Annotated in this window: 16 protein-coding genes; 5 read left to right on the forward strand and 11 right to left on the reverse strand. The window is 45.1% G+C overall.

Features of this window, described 5'->3' with window-relative positions; genetic code table 11:
• Nucleotides 1-13: 13 nt before the first annotated feature.
• The 7 genes from thrS to H6A34_RS06415 form a co-directional block, all read right to left on the reverse strand.
• Nucleotides 14-1963, reverse strand: a complete 1950-nt coding sequence (gene thrS, locus H6A34_RS06385; RefSeq protein ID WP_205104248.1) for a threonine--tRNA ligase — start codon at nucleotides 1961-1963, stop codon at nucleotides 14-16.
• A 197-nt stretch (nucleotides 1964-2160) separates the two neighbouring features.
• Complete coding sequence (locus H6A34_RS06390; RefSeq protein WP_205104249.1) at nucleotides 2161-2718, reverse strand: immunoglobulin-like domain-containing protein; 558 nt, start codon at nucleotides 2716-2718, stop codon at nucleotides 2161-2163.
• A 39-nt stretch (nucleotides 2719-2757) separates the two neighbouring features.
• Nucleotides 2758-3405, reverse strand: a complete 648-nt coding sequence (locus tag H6A34_RS06395) for a DedA family protein (RefSeq protein ID WP_021949109.1) — start codon at nucleotides 3403-3405, stop codon at nucleotides 2758-2760.
• Between the two features lie 146 nt (nucleotides 3406-3551).
• Entirely contained in the window at nucleotides 3552-5522 is a 1971-nt protein-coding gene (locus tag H6A34_RS06400; protein ID WP_205104250.1) for a tetratricopeptide repeat protein, read from the reverse strand.
• Nucleotides 5523-5604: 82 nt separating this feature from the next.
• Nucleotides 5605-6162, reverse strand: a complete 558-nt coding sequence (gene def / locus H6A34_RS06405) for a peptide deformylase (protein WP_021949107.1) — start codon at nucleotides 6160-6162, stop codon at nucleotides 5605-5607.
• Nucleotides 6159-6581, reverse strand: a complete 423-nt coding sequence (gene ruvX / locus H6A34_RS06410) for a Holliday junction resolvase RuvX (protein ID WP_021949106.1) — start codon at nucleotides 6579-6581, stop codon at nucleotides 6159-6161. Before ruvX ends, def begins: the two co-directional genes overlap by 4 nt.
• An 11-nt stretch (nucleotides 6582-6592) precedes the next feature.
• Nucleotides 6593-7090 carry an SPOR domain-containing protein gene (locus H6A34_RS06415; protein ID WP_205104251.1) on the reverse strand — a complete coding sequence of 166 codons (498 nt, stop codon included), beginning with the start codon at nucleotides 7088-7090 and terminating at the stop codon, nucleotides 6593-6595.
• A 266-nt stretch (nucleotides 7091-7356) separates the two neighbouring features.
• Between H6A34_RS06415 and H6A34_RS06420 the strand changes: the two genes are divergently transcribed.
• The 3 genes from H6A34_RS06420 to H6A34_RS06430 are packed head-to-tail and all read left to right on the forward strand — an operon-like array spanning nucleotide 7357 to nucleotide 8189.
• Entirely contained in the window at nucleotides 7357-7575 is a 219-nt protein-coding gene (locus tag H6A34_RS06420) for a YtxH domain-containing protein (RefSeq protein ID WP_021949104.1), read from the forward strand.
• A gap of 14 nt (nucleotides 7576-7589) precedes the next feature.
• A complete protein-coding gene (locus H6A34_RS06425; protein ID WP_021949103.1) occupies nucleotides 7590-7937 on the forward strand; it encodes a phage holin family protein in 348 nt (115 codons plus the stop codon).
• An 18-nt stretch (nucleotides 7938-7955) separates the two neighbouring features.
• Entirely contained in the window at nucleotides 7956-8189 is a 234-nt protein-coding gene (locus H6A34_RS06430) for a hypothetical protein (protein WP_021949102.1), read from the forward strand.
• Between the two features lie 574 nt (nucleotides 8190-8763).
• On the opposite strand, the gene H6A34_RS06435 is transcribed toward H6A34_RS06430, so the two are convergent.
• From H6A34_RS06435 to H6A34_RS06445, 3 genes are read right to left on the reverse strand one after another with little or no spacing between them, the layout of a single operon-like run.
• Entirely contained in the window at nucleotides 8764-9525 is a 762-nt protein-coding gene (locus H6A34_RS06435; protein WP_205104252.1) for an MBL fold metallo-hydrolase, read from the reverse strand.
• A gap of 1 nt (nucleotide 9526) precedes the next feature.
• On the reverse strand, nucleotides 9527-10540 hold the full coding sequence (murB, locus tag H6A34_RS06440) for a UDP-N-acetylmuramate dehydrogenase (RefSeq protein WP_205104253.1): 1014 nt from the start codon (nucleotides 10538-10540) through the stop codon (nucleotides 9527-9529).
• A 36-nt stretch (nucleotides 10541-10576) separates the two neighbouring features.
• Complete coding sequence (locus tag H6A34_RS06445) at nucleotides 10577-11425, reverse strand: DUF4348 domain-containing protein (protein WP_205104256.1); 849 nt, start codon at nucleotides 11423-11425, stop codon at nucleotides 10577-10579.
• A 143-nt stretch (nucleotides 11426-11568) separates the two neighbouring features.
• Here H6A34_RS06445 and pheS point away from each other — a divergent pair, with 143 nt between their 5' ends.
• Complete coding sequence (gene pheS / locus H6A34_RS06450; protein WP_021949097.1) at nucleotides 11569-12606, forward strand: phenylalanine--tRNA ligase subunit alpha; 1038 nt, start codon at nucleotides 11569-11571, stop codon at nucleotides 12604-12606.
• 129 nt (nucleotides 12607-12735) lie between these two features.
• Entirely contained in the window at nucleotides 12736-13977 is a 1242-nt protein-coding gene (locus H6A34_RS06455) for an MFS transporter (protein ID WP_021949096.1), read from the forward strand.
• A 50-nt stretch (nucleotides 13978-14027) separates the two neighbouring features.
• Here the strand turns inward: H6A34_RS06455 and H6A34_RS06460 are convergent.
• Nucleotides 14028-14286: DUF4113 domain-containing protein (locus H6A34_RS06460; RefSeq protein WP_205104258.1), on the reverse strand; the 259-nt coding region annotated here is incomplete at its 5' end.

The raw sequence follows: 14286 nt of genomic DNA on the forward strand, positions 1-14286 counted from the left end.
CCTTAATTCTTAATTAATTGATGGCCTTAAGCTGCTCGACTACCTCGTCATTGACTTTCTTTGCAAAGTCTTCCATGCTCATCGAGCCTTGGTCGCCTTGGCCTTGCTTTCTGACAGCCACAGAACCGTCAGCCTGTTCTTTCTCGCCTACCACAACCATATAAGGTATACGTTTCATCTCATTGTCGCGGATTTTACGTCCTATTTTCTCGTTGCGGTCATCAATAGTGGCACGTACGCCTACTGTATCGAAGTACTTGACAACCTTTGCTGCATAATCGTTATATTTCTCGCTTATCGGCAGTATGGCTACCTGGTTCGGCGTAAGCCACAACGGGAAATGTCCTGAAGTATGTTCGATTAGGACTGCCGTAAAACGTTCAAGTGAGCCGAAAGGCGCACGGTGAATCATAACCGGGGTCTTCTTTGTGTTGTCATCTGCGGTATATTCCAGCTTGAAACGTTCAGGCAGATTGTAGTCTACCTGGATAGTACCCAGCTGCCAACGGCGTCCGATAGCATCCTTAACCATGAAGTCGAGTTTCGGTCCATAGAATGCAGCCTCTCCATACTCTATCTTGGCATTTAATCCCTTCTCTTTGCAAGCGTCAATAATAGCCTGCTCTGACTCCGCCCAAACCTCATCGGAACCGATATATTTCTCTCTGTCATTAGGGTCACGGAGCGATATCTGTGCTTCAAAGTCAGTGAAGTTGAATATCGAGAAGACTGTATGGATTATGTCCATAACATTGAGGAATTCGGCCTTAACCTGATCCGGGCGGCAGAATATGTGCGCGTCGTCCTGCGTAAACGAGCGTACACGTGTAAGTCCGTGCAACTCGCCGCTCTTCTCATAACGATAAACTGTACCGAACTCGGCTATACGCAATGGCAGGTCGCGGTATGAACGCGGCTTCCATGCAAACACCTCACAGTGGTGAGGACAGTTCATCGGCTTCAGCATATATTCTTCATCCTCTTCAGGAGTATGTATCGGCTGGAACGAATCCTTACCGTAGTGTGCATAGTGGCCGGATGTAACGTACAGGTTCTTGCTTCCGATATGCGGAGTGATAACCTCCTGATACCCGTAACGTTTTTGTATTCGGCGAAGCATGTCTTGAAGACGCAGACGGAGCTCAGTTCCCGCAGGCAGCCATATGGGCAATCCCTTACCTACACGCTCGGAGAACATGAACAGTTCCATCTCCTTGCCAATCTTGCGGTGGTCGCGCTTCTTGGCCTCTTCAAGCATTACGAGATACTCGTCGAGCATCTTTTTCTTTGGGAAAGAGATACCGTAGATACGCGTCATCTGCTCGCGCTTGGCGTCACCACGCCAGAATGCGCCGGCAACGCTGGTTATCTTGATAGCCTTGATTGCGCCTGTGCTCATGATATGCGGACCTTTGCACAAGTCAGTAAAGTTTCCCTGCGTATATGTGGTTATCTCGCCGTCGGCAAGATCTTGCTCGATATGTTCACACTTATATTCCTGACCGTCAGCCTTAAACTCATTAAGGGCGTCGGCCTTGGATATCTCCTTGCGCACTACCGGTTCGTCCTTTGAAGCCAGCTCCTTCATCTTCTTCTCTATTTTCTCGAAGTCGCTCTCCTTGATGACGTCACCTTCTTTAGGCATTACGTCATAGAAAAATCCGTTCTCAATGGCCGGTCCGAAACCGAACTGTATGCCGGGATACAGCTCTTGCAAAGCCTCGGCAAGCAGGTGGGCCGATGTATGCCAGAAGGCATGCTTGCCTTCCTCGTCCTCCCACTTATATAATTCTATCTTAGCGTCCTCATTAATGGGGCGGTTAAGTTCTACTGTCTCACCGTTGACACCGCACGCCAACACGTTGCGCGCCAATGCAGGTGAAATGCTTTCTGCAATCTGAAGTCCCGTTACGCCCTGTTCGTATTCACGTACAGAACCGTCGGGAAATGTGATTTTTATCATAACGCCTTTGTTTTTATTTTATCTGGCTGCAAAATTACTGTTTTCTTTTGAAATACAGAACAATAGTTCAGATTTTTATAGCAATTAACGTTGCTATTTATCTTTAAAACAATATCTTTGTAAATGTCAGGAACCATCATTCATGAAAGGTGATTACGAGCAAAATACATACTCATAGCTACCAAGAACAACGCCTGTCATTGTACATTGAACCATATGCTCGCCTGTCTTTCCTCATACACCTGCCCCTTCATACCGAAATACAACGTTATCCGATACTTACCTGAAGTATAGTCATAGACTTGTTTATGCCAAAGCTTGAACGTACGTTTAACCTCGTCGCCTGGTTCCAGCACGACACCAAGAGCATCTGTTGCCATCAATATGCCATCCTTCGTCCGTGATAAGTCCACCCTTTTCCAACGTTCACCATTCCACATATCAATGTTATACCTATTTCCCGTCATTATTGTTTCCGGTGTATTGTTCCACATTATTATATCTATAATGTCTGTATCCTGAAGACAGACAGTAACAGGACTGATTACAAATCCGACCATACCGGCATACCCTTCAGGCTCATACCACACCGTGTCGGCTCGCTGTAGCGTTTTTAAAGGTTTAACATAAACAGTATCGGCAGTTTGTAATGTCGCACCCTTCGTTATGCTGGATTTACGTTTATCATTACAACAAACAAAAGATACGGAAAAAAGAAAAGCCGTGAAAAGCGGAATCACCACACCTTTGTTCATGCAGGATGTATTATTTCGTAAGTGGTAAGACTACGGCGCTCATGCCTTCTTCATCTTGGCACGTATCACCTCGACAACAGCCGGGAGCACCGATATAATGATGATAGCAAGCAAGAGAAGCTTGAGGTTCTGCTGTACGAAAGGAAGGTCGCCGAAGAAATATCCGGCAAAACAGAACAGTCCTACCCACAAGGCGGCCCCGGTAAGGTTGTATATCATGAAGTAATAATAGTTCATTCTGCCCATACCAGCAACGAACGGCGCGAACGTACGCACTATCGGGATAAAACGCGCAAGTATGATTGTCTTGCCTCCGTACTTCCTGAAATAAGCGTGGGTTTTGTCAAGATAACTCTGCTTGAATACCTTTGAGTCTGGATTGGCGAACAGCTTTTTGCCGAAAAAGTGCCCTATCATGTAATTACAAGAATCGCCAAGCACGGCGGCGGCAAACACTATCAGCACCAGATAGCCTATCTCGAGAGGCATGTCGGGCTGGGCCGTTATGGCACCTGCCACGAACAGCAGAGAATCTCCTGGCAGAAACGGGGTTACCACGAGACCCGTCTCACAGAATATGATTACGAACAATATCGCGTAAGTCCACAGATGGTAATCCTGCACGAGCTGAATCATGTGTTGGTCGATGTGCAAGATAAAATCAATTACAAGTTGAATATAATCCATAAATATAAATATTGGTTGGTTAAAAATCATGAGTCATTACAACGCCCACAACTTAGCCACACACAAGACATGACCTTTCGCCTCGTGAAAGGCGGCATTTTAAGCTGTAATATACGGCCTTTTACGAGCCGACATACGGTCTTTCGTCATTTCTTCTTATTATACTTCTTTATAGCGCTGTACGCATCGAACAATCCAAGCTCGCCAGCCTTGCTTAAATCGGCAATGCCTGCATCGGTATTTCCAAGGTTGACATTGGCAATACCACGGTTGTAATATGCCTCAGCGAGCTTCGGGTCAAGCTTTATTGCCGAGTCATAATCCTCTATAGCACGTGCAAAATCCTTGTTTTCCGCGTGCAGATTGCCACGGTCAAAGTACAGATATGCGTTCTTGGGATTAAGTTTTATAGCCATGTCAAGGTCTGATATGGCCCCTACCGTCTTCAATCGGATATCTTCGCCGCGTGAAGCATCATATTCGTTCATCCTGTCTTGGCATACGGCACGTTGCCAATAAGCCAATGACGATGTACTGTCAGTTTGTATATATACAGTTAAGTCACTAATGGCATCAGCATAATTCTGCACAACACTGTGCGCCACGGCACGTTGCATTATCAGCCCTTTATCCTTGTTTAGATTGCGTGAGGCATCTATTGCGGAAGTCAGAGAATCTATCAACGAGAAAATCCTGCCCGACTCTTCCTCCGTCAACGACTTAACGCCACACCTTACATACAGTCTGTGGCTTGGTTGCTGTTCAAAATTAAAGCGCTCAACATCATTGTCATAAGCTTGGTATGACTTTACAATGTTATCGTATGGACTGAACGAGAGCAGGAACATGGGTTGCAACGCAATATCAACATTCCTGTTTTGTACACGTCCACGGTAGCTTGTTGAGTACTCATGTTCTACGGTATTCTCGTCCTCAACCACAAGCTGGTTGTACTTGTCAAAGTCTATCTCGCTCTTCTTGCGCACCTCATGCTGCTTCTTCTTGCTCCAACGTTGCTGACGGCCGTAGTGCTTGTCAAGCTGAGCCTTGAAAATGCGGAATTCATCCTGTTCGGCCTTAGCCGTCAGGCCTATACGGCGGTAACACCTGGCACGATTGTTCAATCCTGCCCAGAAGTTAGGATATTGGTCTATTATTTTTGAGTAATCACGTATAGCACCATATAAGTCACCAGTACGCTCCAACAGTATGGCACGGTTGTAAATCGCCATAACGTTGTCGGGCTCCATACTGATTACATAGTTGAAGTCTTCGATAGCACGGTTGTCGTCACCCACCTGCACACGCAACTGGCCACGGTTGTAGTGGGCAAGAAAATTATTAGGGTCCAACTCCAGCGCTTTGTCATAATCAGCAAGCGCACCGTTAAGATTGTTTATGTTATACCGGGCCAATGCTCGGTTGACGTAATTCGCGACGTTAGTAGGGCGCAAGTGTATCGCCTTTGACAATTGCTCATCGGCAGGCTTCCATTCACGCTGCGACAAACTGACCATTGCCCTCATAGCCCAAATATCACCGTCATAAGGGTCTATCTCAAGACTCTTGTCAAGATATTTCGCCGCCTCAATCGTATCATTCTCTTGCATGCACACTTCCGCCTTTAACGAATACGACTTAGCGTAATCCTTCCACATGGTCATCATGGAGTCTAGGTCGGCATTGGCTGCATCATAATCCTTCTTCTCGATTTTACACAACACACGGTTGAACCAAAGCCCTTTGCTGTAAGGATTAAATTCTATGGTCTTGTCGTAGTCGGCAATGGCTTCGTCAAATTTCCCCTGTTTTATATTGCACAATCCACGAAGCTCAAATATGTCAGGAATATAAGGATTCAGCCTTATTGCCTCAGTACAGTCTTTCTCCGCGCCGACAAAATCGTCAAGGTAGAATTTGGCAACGGCACGCAAGAACCACGGTTCGTAAAGGTACGGCTTCACCATGATAACCTGGTTAAAATACTGTATTGACAGGACATAATCCTCATAATAAAGCGCACTCCGACCCACATCTATAAGTCTGTCGGTCCTGAATTGGGCTGACGCGGATACAGATATGAGAAACAACAAAAAAGAAAATAGGTACTTGCGCATAAAACCTGTCCTGAAATACAACACTATACCTTTTACACACCTAAAGCCATTGGCTATGGTGCCAATACTGAACAAGGCCCTGTCACCTTGCAACCTTTGTGCGGTAATTGCACCTGAAACGTCCCTGAAGGATTGCTTTCAACTTATTCTTGATGAGCTGACGACGCAATGGGGAAATACGGTCGACGAACATCTTTGCGTCAAGATGGTCGAACTCATGCTGCATAACACGGGCAAGATAGCCCTCTATCCATTCATCGTGTTCAACGAAATCTTCGTCCGTATATTTCACATGAATGCGCGTCGGACGCTTCACCGTCTCGTGAATGCCCGGAATTGAGAGACAGCCCTCTTCTGAAGAATCTACATTGCTCTCATCATATTCAAGGATATGAGGATTGATGTATGCCTTACGGAAACCTTTGTATTCGGGTAAATCCTCCGACAATACATCCAGGTCTATCACGACAAGACGTATATTAAGCCCTACCTGCGGAGCTGCCAAGCCTACGCCGTCAGACTCGGTCAAAGTCTCGAACATGTTGGAAATAAGCTCTTTCAGGTTTGGATACTCGGCCGTAATGTCTTCTGAAACCTTTCTCAGAACCGGATGGCCGTAAATATAAATAGGTAATATCATTGTTTTTTCTTAACGGACTCTAAATAACTTTGCAGGATAATAGTTGCGCTAATCTCGTCCACAAGCGCTTTATCCTGTCTCTTTTTCCGGTGCAGGCCTCCTTCGAGCATAGCTCTATGGGCGAGGACGGAAGTAAAACGCTCGTCATAAAAATCTACAGGAATGTCGGGAAATGCCTTACGCCAACGGTTGACGAACTGAACCACCCTCTGCATGTTCTCGCTCGGTGTTCCGTCCGACTGTTTCGGCTCGCCTATCACGATACGTTCAACAGGCTCTTTCGCCACATAATCACGCAGGAACTCGAACAGCCCTGACGTAGCAACCGTCACCAACCCGCCGGCAATAATCTGCAACGGGTCGGTGACAGCAAGCCCTGTACGCTTCTTGCCGTAGTCAATCGACAAAATACGGGCCACGTAAATATATCTTATTTCTGGTTATACAAAAGCCATGCGTCCGGATATTGCGAACGGAGCTCGTTGCGGCTATTTACCGCATCAACCTTGGTATCGAAAGTAGCAGCAACGACACGGTACATCTGGTTAGCAGAGTTGTATGCCACCTGAGCGTCATATCCCTGGCTCCTGAGCGTACTCTGGAGACCCTCCGCATTAGCCTGGACCGAGAACGAGCCGACGACCACGCTGAAACTCTTAAGACCGGCGCCGTTGACAACCGACAGATTTTCCTGGCGTACCGGAACATTGTCCGCATTGTCAACAACCACAGTCTCACTTGCGGGTTTCTCTACGACAGGAGCCACAACGGCAATCTCCTCACCGCCTTGATTTTGATCGGTTGCACGGTTTTCTTCCTGAGCTTTGGCTTTCTCATACATCTTACGATAAGCACTTTCAGACGACTTACAACTTGAAAACGCCAAAGCTACACACAAGCCGGCACACATAACCATGTATTTCTTCATAATTTCTCGTGTTATTGATTAGAAATCCAACTTACATCTTTTAATTTATCGTGCGAAATTACACAAAAACAAGCAAAACTGTCGAAAAACCGCACATAAAGTTTGTTAAATCAATGAAATACATTGTTTTTAACAAAAAAGTCAAATAAAAACATTGAATTTCGAGAATTTATCACTATTTTTGCTATCAACAAATCTCTTCTACAAGAAACAACATAAGAAAATATTGCAGGGAGACATTTTTGTATAACTAAATATAAGTAATTATGAAAGCATTAGGTTACATTGGCGCATTCTTGGGCGGAGCTATCGCCGGCGCCGCATTAGGATTGTTGCTTGCCCCCGAAAAGGGAAAAGACACTCGCGGAAAAATAACTGACGCTATTGACGACTTCTGCCAAAAGCACAACATCAAGTTAAGCCGCAAGGAAATGAACGACCTGGCTGACGACATCACTGACGCAGCCGACACAACCGTTGCATAAAGAAAAACTTGCGCATGTTTTCAAGCGACAAAAACATTGAAACCATCGGACAGCTTGTTAAGCTGATCAAACACAGTATCGGGCTTCAGGGAGAGTACCTGAAGCTCGATATTATGGAAAAGACCGTGCGCATTATCACCGCCCTGCTTCTTTTCGCAATATTGACTTTAATCGTTATCGCAATACTTATTTTCCTTTCATTGTCTGCCGCGCTGGCTATGGGGCCAATACTTGGATATCCGGCAGCATTCGGAATCATTGCGGCGGTTTACATTATTATATTTATATTGTTCCTTATTTTCAGGAAGAGCTGGATTGAAAGACCTCTTATAAAATTCATCACCAGTCTGTTAATGGAATAAAAAGTGCCACAATAAGACATGAAAAAAACTGAAGCATACAGCACATTACATGAAATAAGATTGCGCAAGGAGACGATTCTTTCGGAAATAAGGAATGACAACCAGCAAATAAGCATTCTATGGAAAGATCTCTTCCGCAAGCCTGAACCCAGAAAAAAAGGCTTCACTTTGGCCAATGTGATGAACACGGGAGCAGGACTTGTTGACGGTTTCATGCTTGCATGGAAACTATATCGGAAATTCAAGAAATAACACGAAAAACAACTTGCCGAAAGCTCATTACAAAACGCTATAAAACAAAAAAAGGAGTACCGCTGTACTCCAACCTTGTTAACCTTAAATCTAATACTATGAAAAACACGGTGCAAAGGTACTGACTTATACGGTACCTTGCAAATTTTAGGCTCTCTAAGTGTTTATTTATAATACATTTTAACTAAAATAGGGCAGCATTTTAAATACGTTAAGATAAAACTTAATGTAAAAAGCCATATTTCACCGTCTGAAAGGGCACAAACAATAGCACGAAAGGTATCATTTCGCAACACAACAAACCGCATATTGCCAACAAAAGTATCCACCTGCTGACAGCCTCAATTTATATAATGTTTCTCGATTCGAACCTTCATCCTTTATTAAAAAGCGTAACAACTTGTATACCAATATTCTATACGGTGAAAGATGGCACTGTGAAAATCTTTCACCGTATAACAACCTTAATGTCAACGATCTACAACAGGCACTGAAAGATGAAAGAGTATTCTAAAAACTTAATCACTAAAACTGTTAACGGCAAAGACCGTAGAGGCCTCAACTCACACGCCGCTCAGAACTCGACCACCTGGCCGTCATAAGCAAGCATTACGTTCTCAGGCAACGCCATGTTAACCTCATCATGAAGACCAATATCATGCCCCATGTGCGTAAAAAATGTCCGCTCGGCACCGACACGTTCAGCAAATGCTAAAGCTTCGCCAACCGTAAGATGCGAATGGTGCTCGGGTTCATAACGCAAAGCATTGACTACGAGAACTTTCACTCCTCCGAAATACTCAAACTCACGTTCGTCAACAGTCTTCATATCGGTGATATACAGCAAGTCGCCAATACGATAACCAAGTATAGGCAGCTTGTCGTGCATTATTCGGACAGGTATGACACTCATGTCACCGACCATGAACCCGTCATGCGGACTTATCACCCTGACGTTTATATTAGGAACTCCAGGATATTTATGCTCGGCAAAACAATAAGGTATTGTATGGCGTAATCCATCAGCCGTATATCGGTCTGCAAAGATGTTTATCTCACCGAACGCGCAAAAAGGACGCAGGTCGTCAAGGCCGCCGACATGGTCATAATGAATGTGTGTAAGCAATACGGCATCAATCTTCCTGAATTCCTGTCCAAGCATTTGCTGGCGGAAATCAGGACCGCAATCGATCAACACCCGTGTATCTCCGGTCTCGACAAAAACGGATGCACGCAGTCTCTTGTCATGTATATCGGAACTTTGGCACACTCTGCATTTACAACCGATTGTAGGTACACCGACCGAAGTTCCCGTTCCAAGGAATGTAAGCCTCATGTCAGATTATATTCACTTCTGGATTGATCTCGATACCAAACTTGTCCGCTACATCAGCCTTTATTGTGTTACACAGCCTAAGTATTTCACTACCGTCGGCCCCACCATGATTGACAAGCACCAATGCCTGCCGTGAATGTACGCCAGCCCGTCCGAGTGCCTTGCCTTTCCAGCCACATTGTTCTATCATCCATCCGGCCGGAATTTTTACATGCCCTTCATCTACCGGATAATGGGGAACATTCACGAACTCTTTTAACAGCCGCTCATACTCTTGTCTTGTAATAATAGGATTCGTAAAAAAGCTGCCGGCATTACCCTCAACAGCCGGGTCAGGGAGTTTTTCCCGGCGTATCTCGATTATAGTATCCCGAAGTTGGGCAGCCGTAGGCGTCTGTATTCCTTTTCGCCCAAGCACGTCCCTTACATTTCCATAATCAAGATGCGGAACAAATGTGTCCTGCAGTTTATAAGTTACATAAGTTATTATATAACGGCCATGCCACTCGCCCTTAAACCGGCTCCAGCGGTATGAATAGCCACAATCCTCGTTCATGAACTCACAAAGTTCGCCGGTTGTAACATCTACAGCCTCTACCTTATAAATAATATCTTTTGCCTCTACCCCGTAAGCGCCGATATTCTGTACTGCGCTTGCGCCGACCTCGCCTGGAATGAGCGACAGGTTTTCCGCTCCATACAGTCCGTTACTTACACAAAGCCTGACTACGTCATCCCAGACCTCGCCGCTGCCGCAACGCAAATACATGTTGCCATCCACGCGAACCACGTGATGCCCCCTTATCGCCGAATGAAGAACAGTACCATCATAGTCTTTCGTAAACAGGACATTGCTTCCGCCACCAATAACGAAGATTGGTCTGTCGGCAATAGTAAGCCTATCCAAAACATGTATAAGTTCATCAACCGTGCAGAACTCAATATATCTGCGGCAACTCACATCAATGCCAAACGTATTGTGTCCTTTAAGATTATAATTAGAAATGTCCTTCATATCTATTTAAATTAAGTCTTTACAGAAGCACCTGTTTCATTCGGAAAGACTCATCAGCTTCCACGTCCCGTCAATCCGCCTGAATGTCAATTCCATCTCCATGCCGTTAGCGATACCTCGCATTACAAATATCTTCTGGTCGCCTTCAACATATTTCTGGCCGTACATTATGTTATAAATAAAGCCTGACGGCAATTCCGGCGCGAACGCGGGCCAAGTCTCTGGAGCAATCTCGCCCGTCATAGTGCTGAAGTCATCATCAGGATCCGGACCGGTAAACATAACCGGATTATTGAGGCTTTCGATCTGGAAATCAAAGTCTGTAGCGAACTTTTGGTAAAAAGCAAGAAATGAAGCATTGGTATTATGGTACATAGCGTTATTAAGTATGGATGTCAACATCCAACGCCCACGTATCCTTTCAAACATATATTTCGCCACTCGTTCCTTTTTCAAGTAGACTTTCTCCACCACGACATTGTTAATCGACGTATCCTTGACAACGCCCATCTGTTTATGGTTGTCGAATATCAATGTGTAATACCCCTGTTCCATAAAGAAGTGTTCCATTTTCCAGTCAGCCTTCTTGATGTATGTGGTATTTTCTCCGTCAACTACTTTTAAAGGGAACTTGATTCTCGCCATCTGTAACTTACGGTTGGCAGCAAAATTAAAGATAAAGTCATCGAACAACTCATCCGCGGCCTTCGGCATAGGCTGTTCTGAAATGAGCTTATCCATGGTGTCAACAGCTATTGTGTCGGCATTCTTGAACGAGTCGACAACCAATGTGTCGACCGCTACGGGCTTCTTGTCAGTGCATCCTGTTGTCCACATTACCATGAGCAGGCAGACTGCAACAACCAATACAACACCTTTTTTCATAATTACATACTACTCCTCTCGAAAGTAACAGTCTCTCAAAATTTGCGCAAAAGTACAACTTTATTTTGATTTATGCCACATATTCAAGGTAAAAATATTACCTTTGCATCAAGATTTTAATACGCATCTAATTTATCTTCAAAATGATACTTGACAAAATTGAGAAACTTCTCGAAGAGGTGAAAGGACTTAACGCTTCTACGCCTGAAGAAATAGAAGCTTTAAGGCTGAAATACCTCAGCAAGAAAGGTGAAATCAGTTCTCTTATGGCCGACTTCCGCAATGTCCCGGCTGAACAGAAAAAAGAAGTAGGCATCAAAATCAATGAACTTAAACAAACGGCGCTTGAACGTATAAACTCATTACGCGAACAATGCGAGACTAATGAGGCCAAGAACGACGATTTAGACCTTACCAGAACGCCGTATCCCATCAAATTCGGCACCCGGCATCCGCTTACAATCGTCAAGAACGAGATAATAGACATCTTCTCACGCATGGGTTTTACGCTGGCCGACGGCCCCGAAGTTGAAGACGACCTGCATGTATTCACCAAGATGAACTTCGCTGCGGACCATCCGGCACGCGACATGCAAGACACATTCTTCGTTGAAACCAACCCCAATGACGTAACAAAAAACATCATCCTGCGCAGCCACACAAGTTCAGTGCAGGCACGGGTTATGGAAACCACACAGCCACCGATCCGCGTAATCTGCCCTGGACGTGTTTACCGCAATGAAGCTATTACGGCCCGTGCACACTGCTTCTTCCACCAGATTGAGGGTTTATATATAGACAAGAACGTATCATTCACTGACCTGAAGCAAGTGCTTCTCACTTTCGCACGTGAATTATTCGGACCTGATACAAAGATCCGTCTGCGTCCGAGTTACTTCCCGTTCACCGAACCAAGTGCCGAAATGGACATCTCTTGCCATATCTGTGGCGGAAAAGGCTGTGGTTTCTGTAAACATACTGGATGGGTGGAAATACTTGGTTGCGGTATGGTTGACCCCAATGTACTTGAGCTCTGCGGCATAGACAGCAAGATTTACAGCGGTTACGCTTTCGGTCTTGGAGTAGAAAGGATTACAAACCTGAAATACCAAGTATCCGATCTCCGCTTATTCTCGGAAAACGACGTGCGTTTCTTGCACGAATTTGATGCAGCAAATTAATATTCAAGGAATATAATAGGAAGTAAAGAAGGAGTAAGTAGAAGCCACTTGTTGTAGGCAATTGTCACAAACAGCAAAAACGGTTCTACTTACTCCTTTTCCCTTACTGTCTTACAACAAGAATCATTGATGAAAGAGCGCCTTTTCACACGCAGTTACATCTTCATTCTCGCAGCCAATTTCCTCCTGTATTTCGGATTTTGGATACTCATTCCAGTACTGCCGTTCTATCTTCGTGAGACTTATCAATGCCCGGCGACAATCCTCGGTGCCGTACTAAGTTGTTATACGATAAGCGGATTATGCGTGCGCCCGTTTTCCGGATATCTTATGGACAAGTTTCCACGCAAACCAATATACATACTTTGTTATTTTATCTGCACGGCAATCTTTCTCGGTTACATCGCAGCCGGTGTCCTTACATGGTTCATTGTCTTGCGTGCTCTCCACGGCATAGCGTTCAGCAGCGTAAGTGTCGGGGGCAACACGCTTTGTGTAGATATCACACCAAGCAGCCGCCGTGGAGAGGCTTTAGGATATTACGGACTCATGAATAACACTGCCATGGCGCTCGGTCCAATGACTGGTCTGTTCATGCATGACAATGTAAGTTACAATGGAATATTCCTGACAGGAATGGCATTCAGTGCAGTAGGATTAGTATTCGCAATGTGCATCAAAGCCCGCACGCCAGAATCAATAAAAGCACGACAAATAGAAAAACAGCAAACCGGTATTGACTCTGCCGCCCCGAAAAGCAAACTATCGCTTGACCGATTCTTCCTTATTAAAGGGATACCGGTCAGTATATCATTGCTCATGCTATCCATTCCATACGGAGCAACGACCAATTTCGTTGCAATGTATGCGCGCGAGATAAATCTCGACGTACCCTCGGGCTTTTTCTTTACTCTTATGGCAGCCGGAATGGGCGCCTCACGACTTGTCGCAGGCAAGAAAGTTGACCAAGGCTACATCACCCAATGCATACACATAGGCCTTTACCCAGTGGTAGCGGCTTTCTTCATCCTCAGCATGTGCCGTTTCGTTACGCCCTACTCAATAGGAACAGCCGAAGCCATGTTTTTCTCTGTCCCTGTGTTACTCGGTATCGGATTCGGCATTATATTCCCTGCCATGAACACACTTTATATAAACCTTGCTCCCAACAACCAGCGCGCCACCGCAACAAGCACATACCTCACCGCATGGGACGTAGGTATCGGCATAGGTATCGCCACAAGCGGAGTAATAGCCCATTACTTCACGTTTTACATGGTATACCTTATCGGCTCGGTGCTATGCCTTGTATCGATGATATACTTCAACGCAAAGGTGACACCTCATTATAACAGGAACAAACTAAGATAATGCATGACTTTATCAAATCCTGTATAAAACAAATATGTAGATGTTCATTGTCAGCGAAAAGTCCTTACACTTATCACGTCATCAATATTAGTTGTATAATGCCGTGAGGCGTGCTCATGTTTCAAGTGCCAGCCTTTGTCTGTACCTTGAACGGCAACTTTTACCGTGTTATAACCGTTTTTACGGTTAATTGCGGCAATGGCCGCCGCAAGACGCGCCTGTTTTCCACGGTCGACGGGATCGAAAAGGTCGGTTTGTACGGCTGTATCGGGACAGATGTTCCAAACTATCACACCTGCCTTCTTGTAT

The organism is Marseilla massiliensis, from assembly GCF_016899855.1.
Classification (GTDB): Bacteria; Bacteroidota; Bacteroidia; order Bacteroidales; family Bacteroidaceae; genus Prevotella.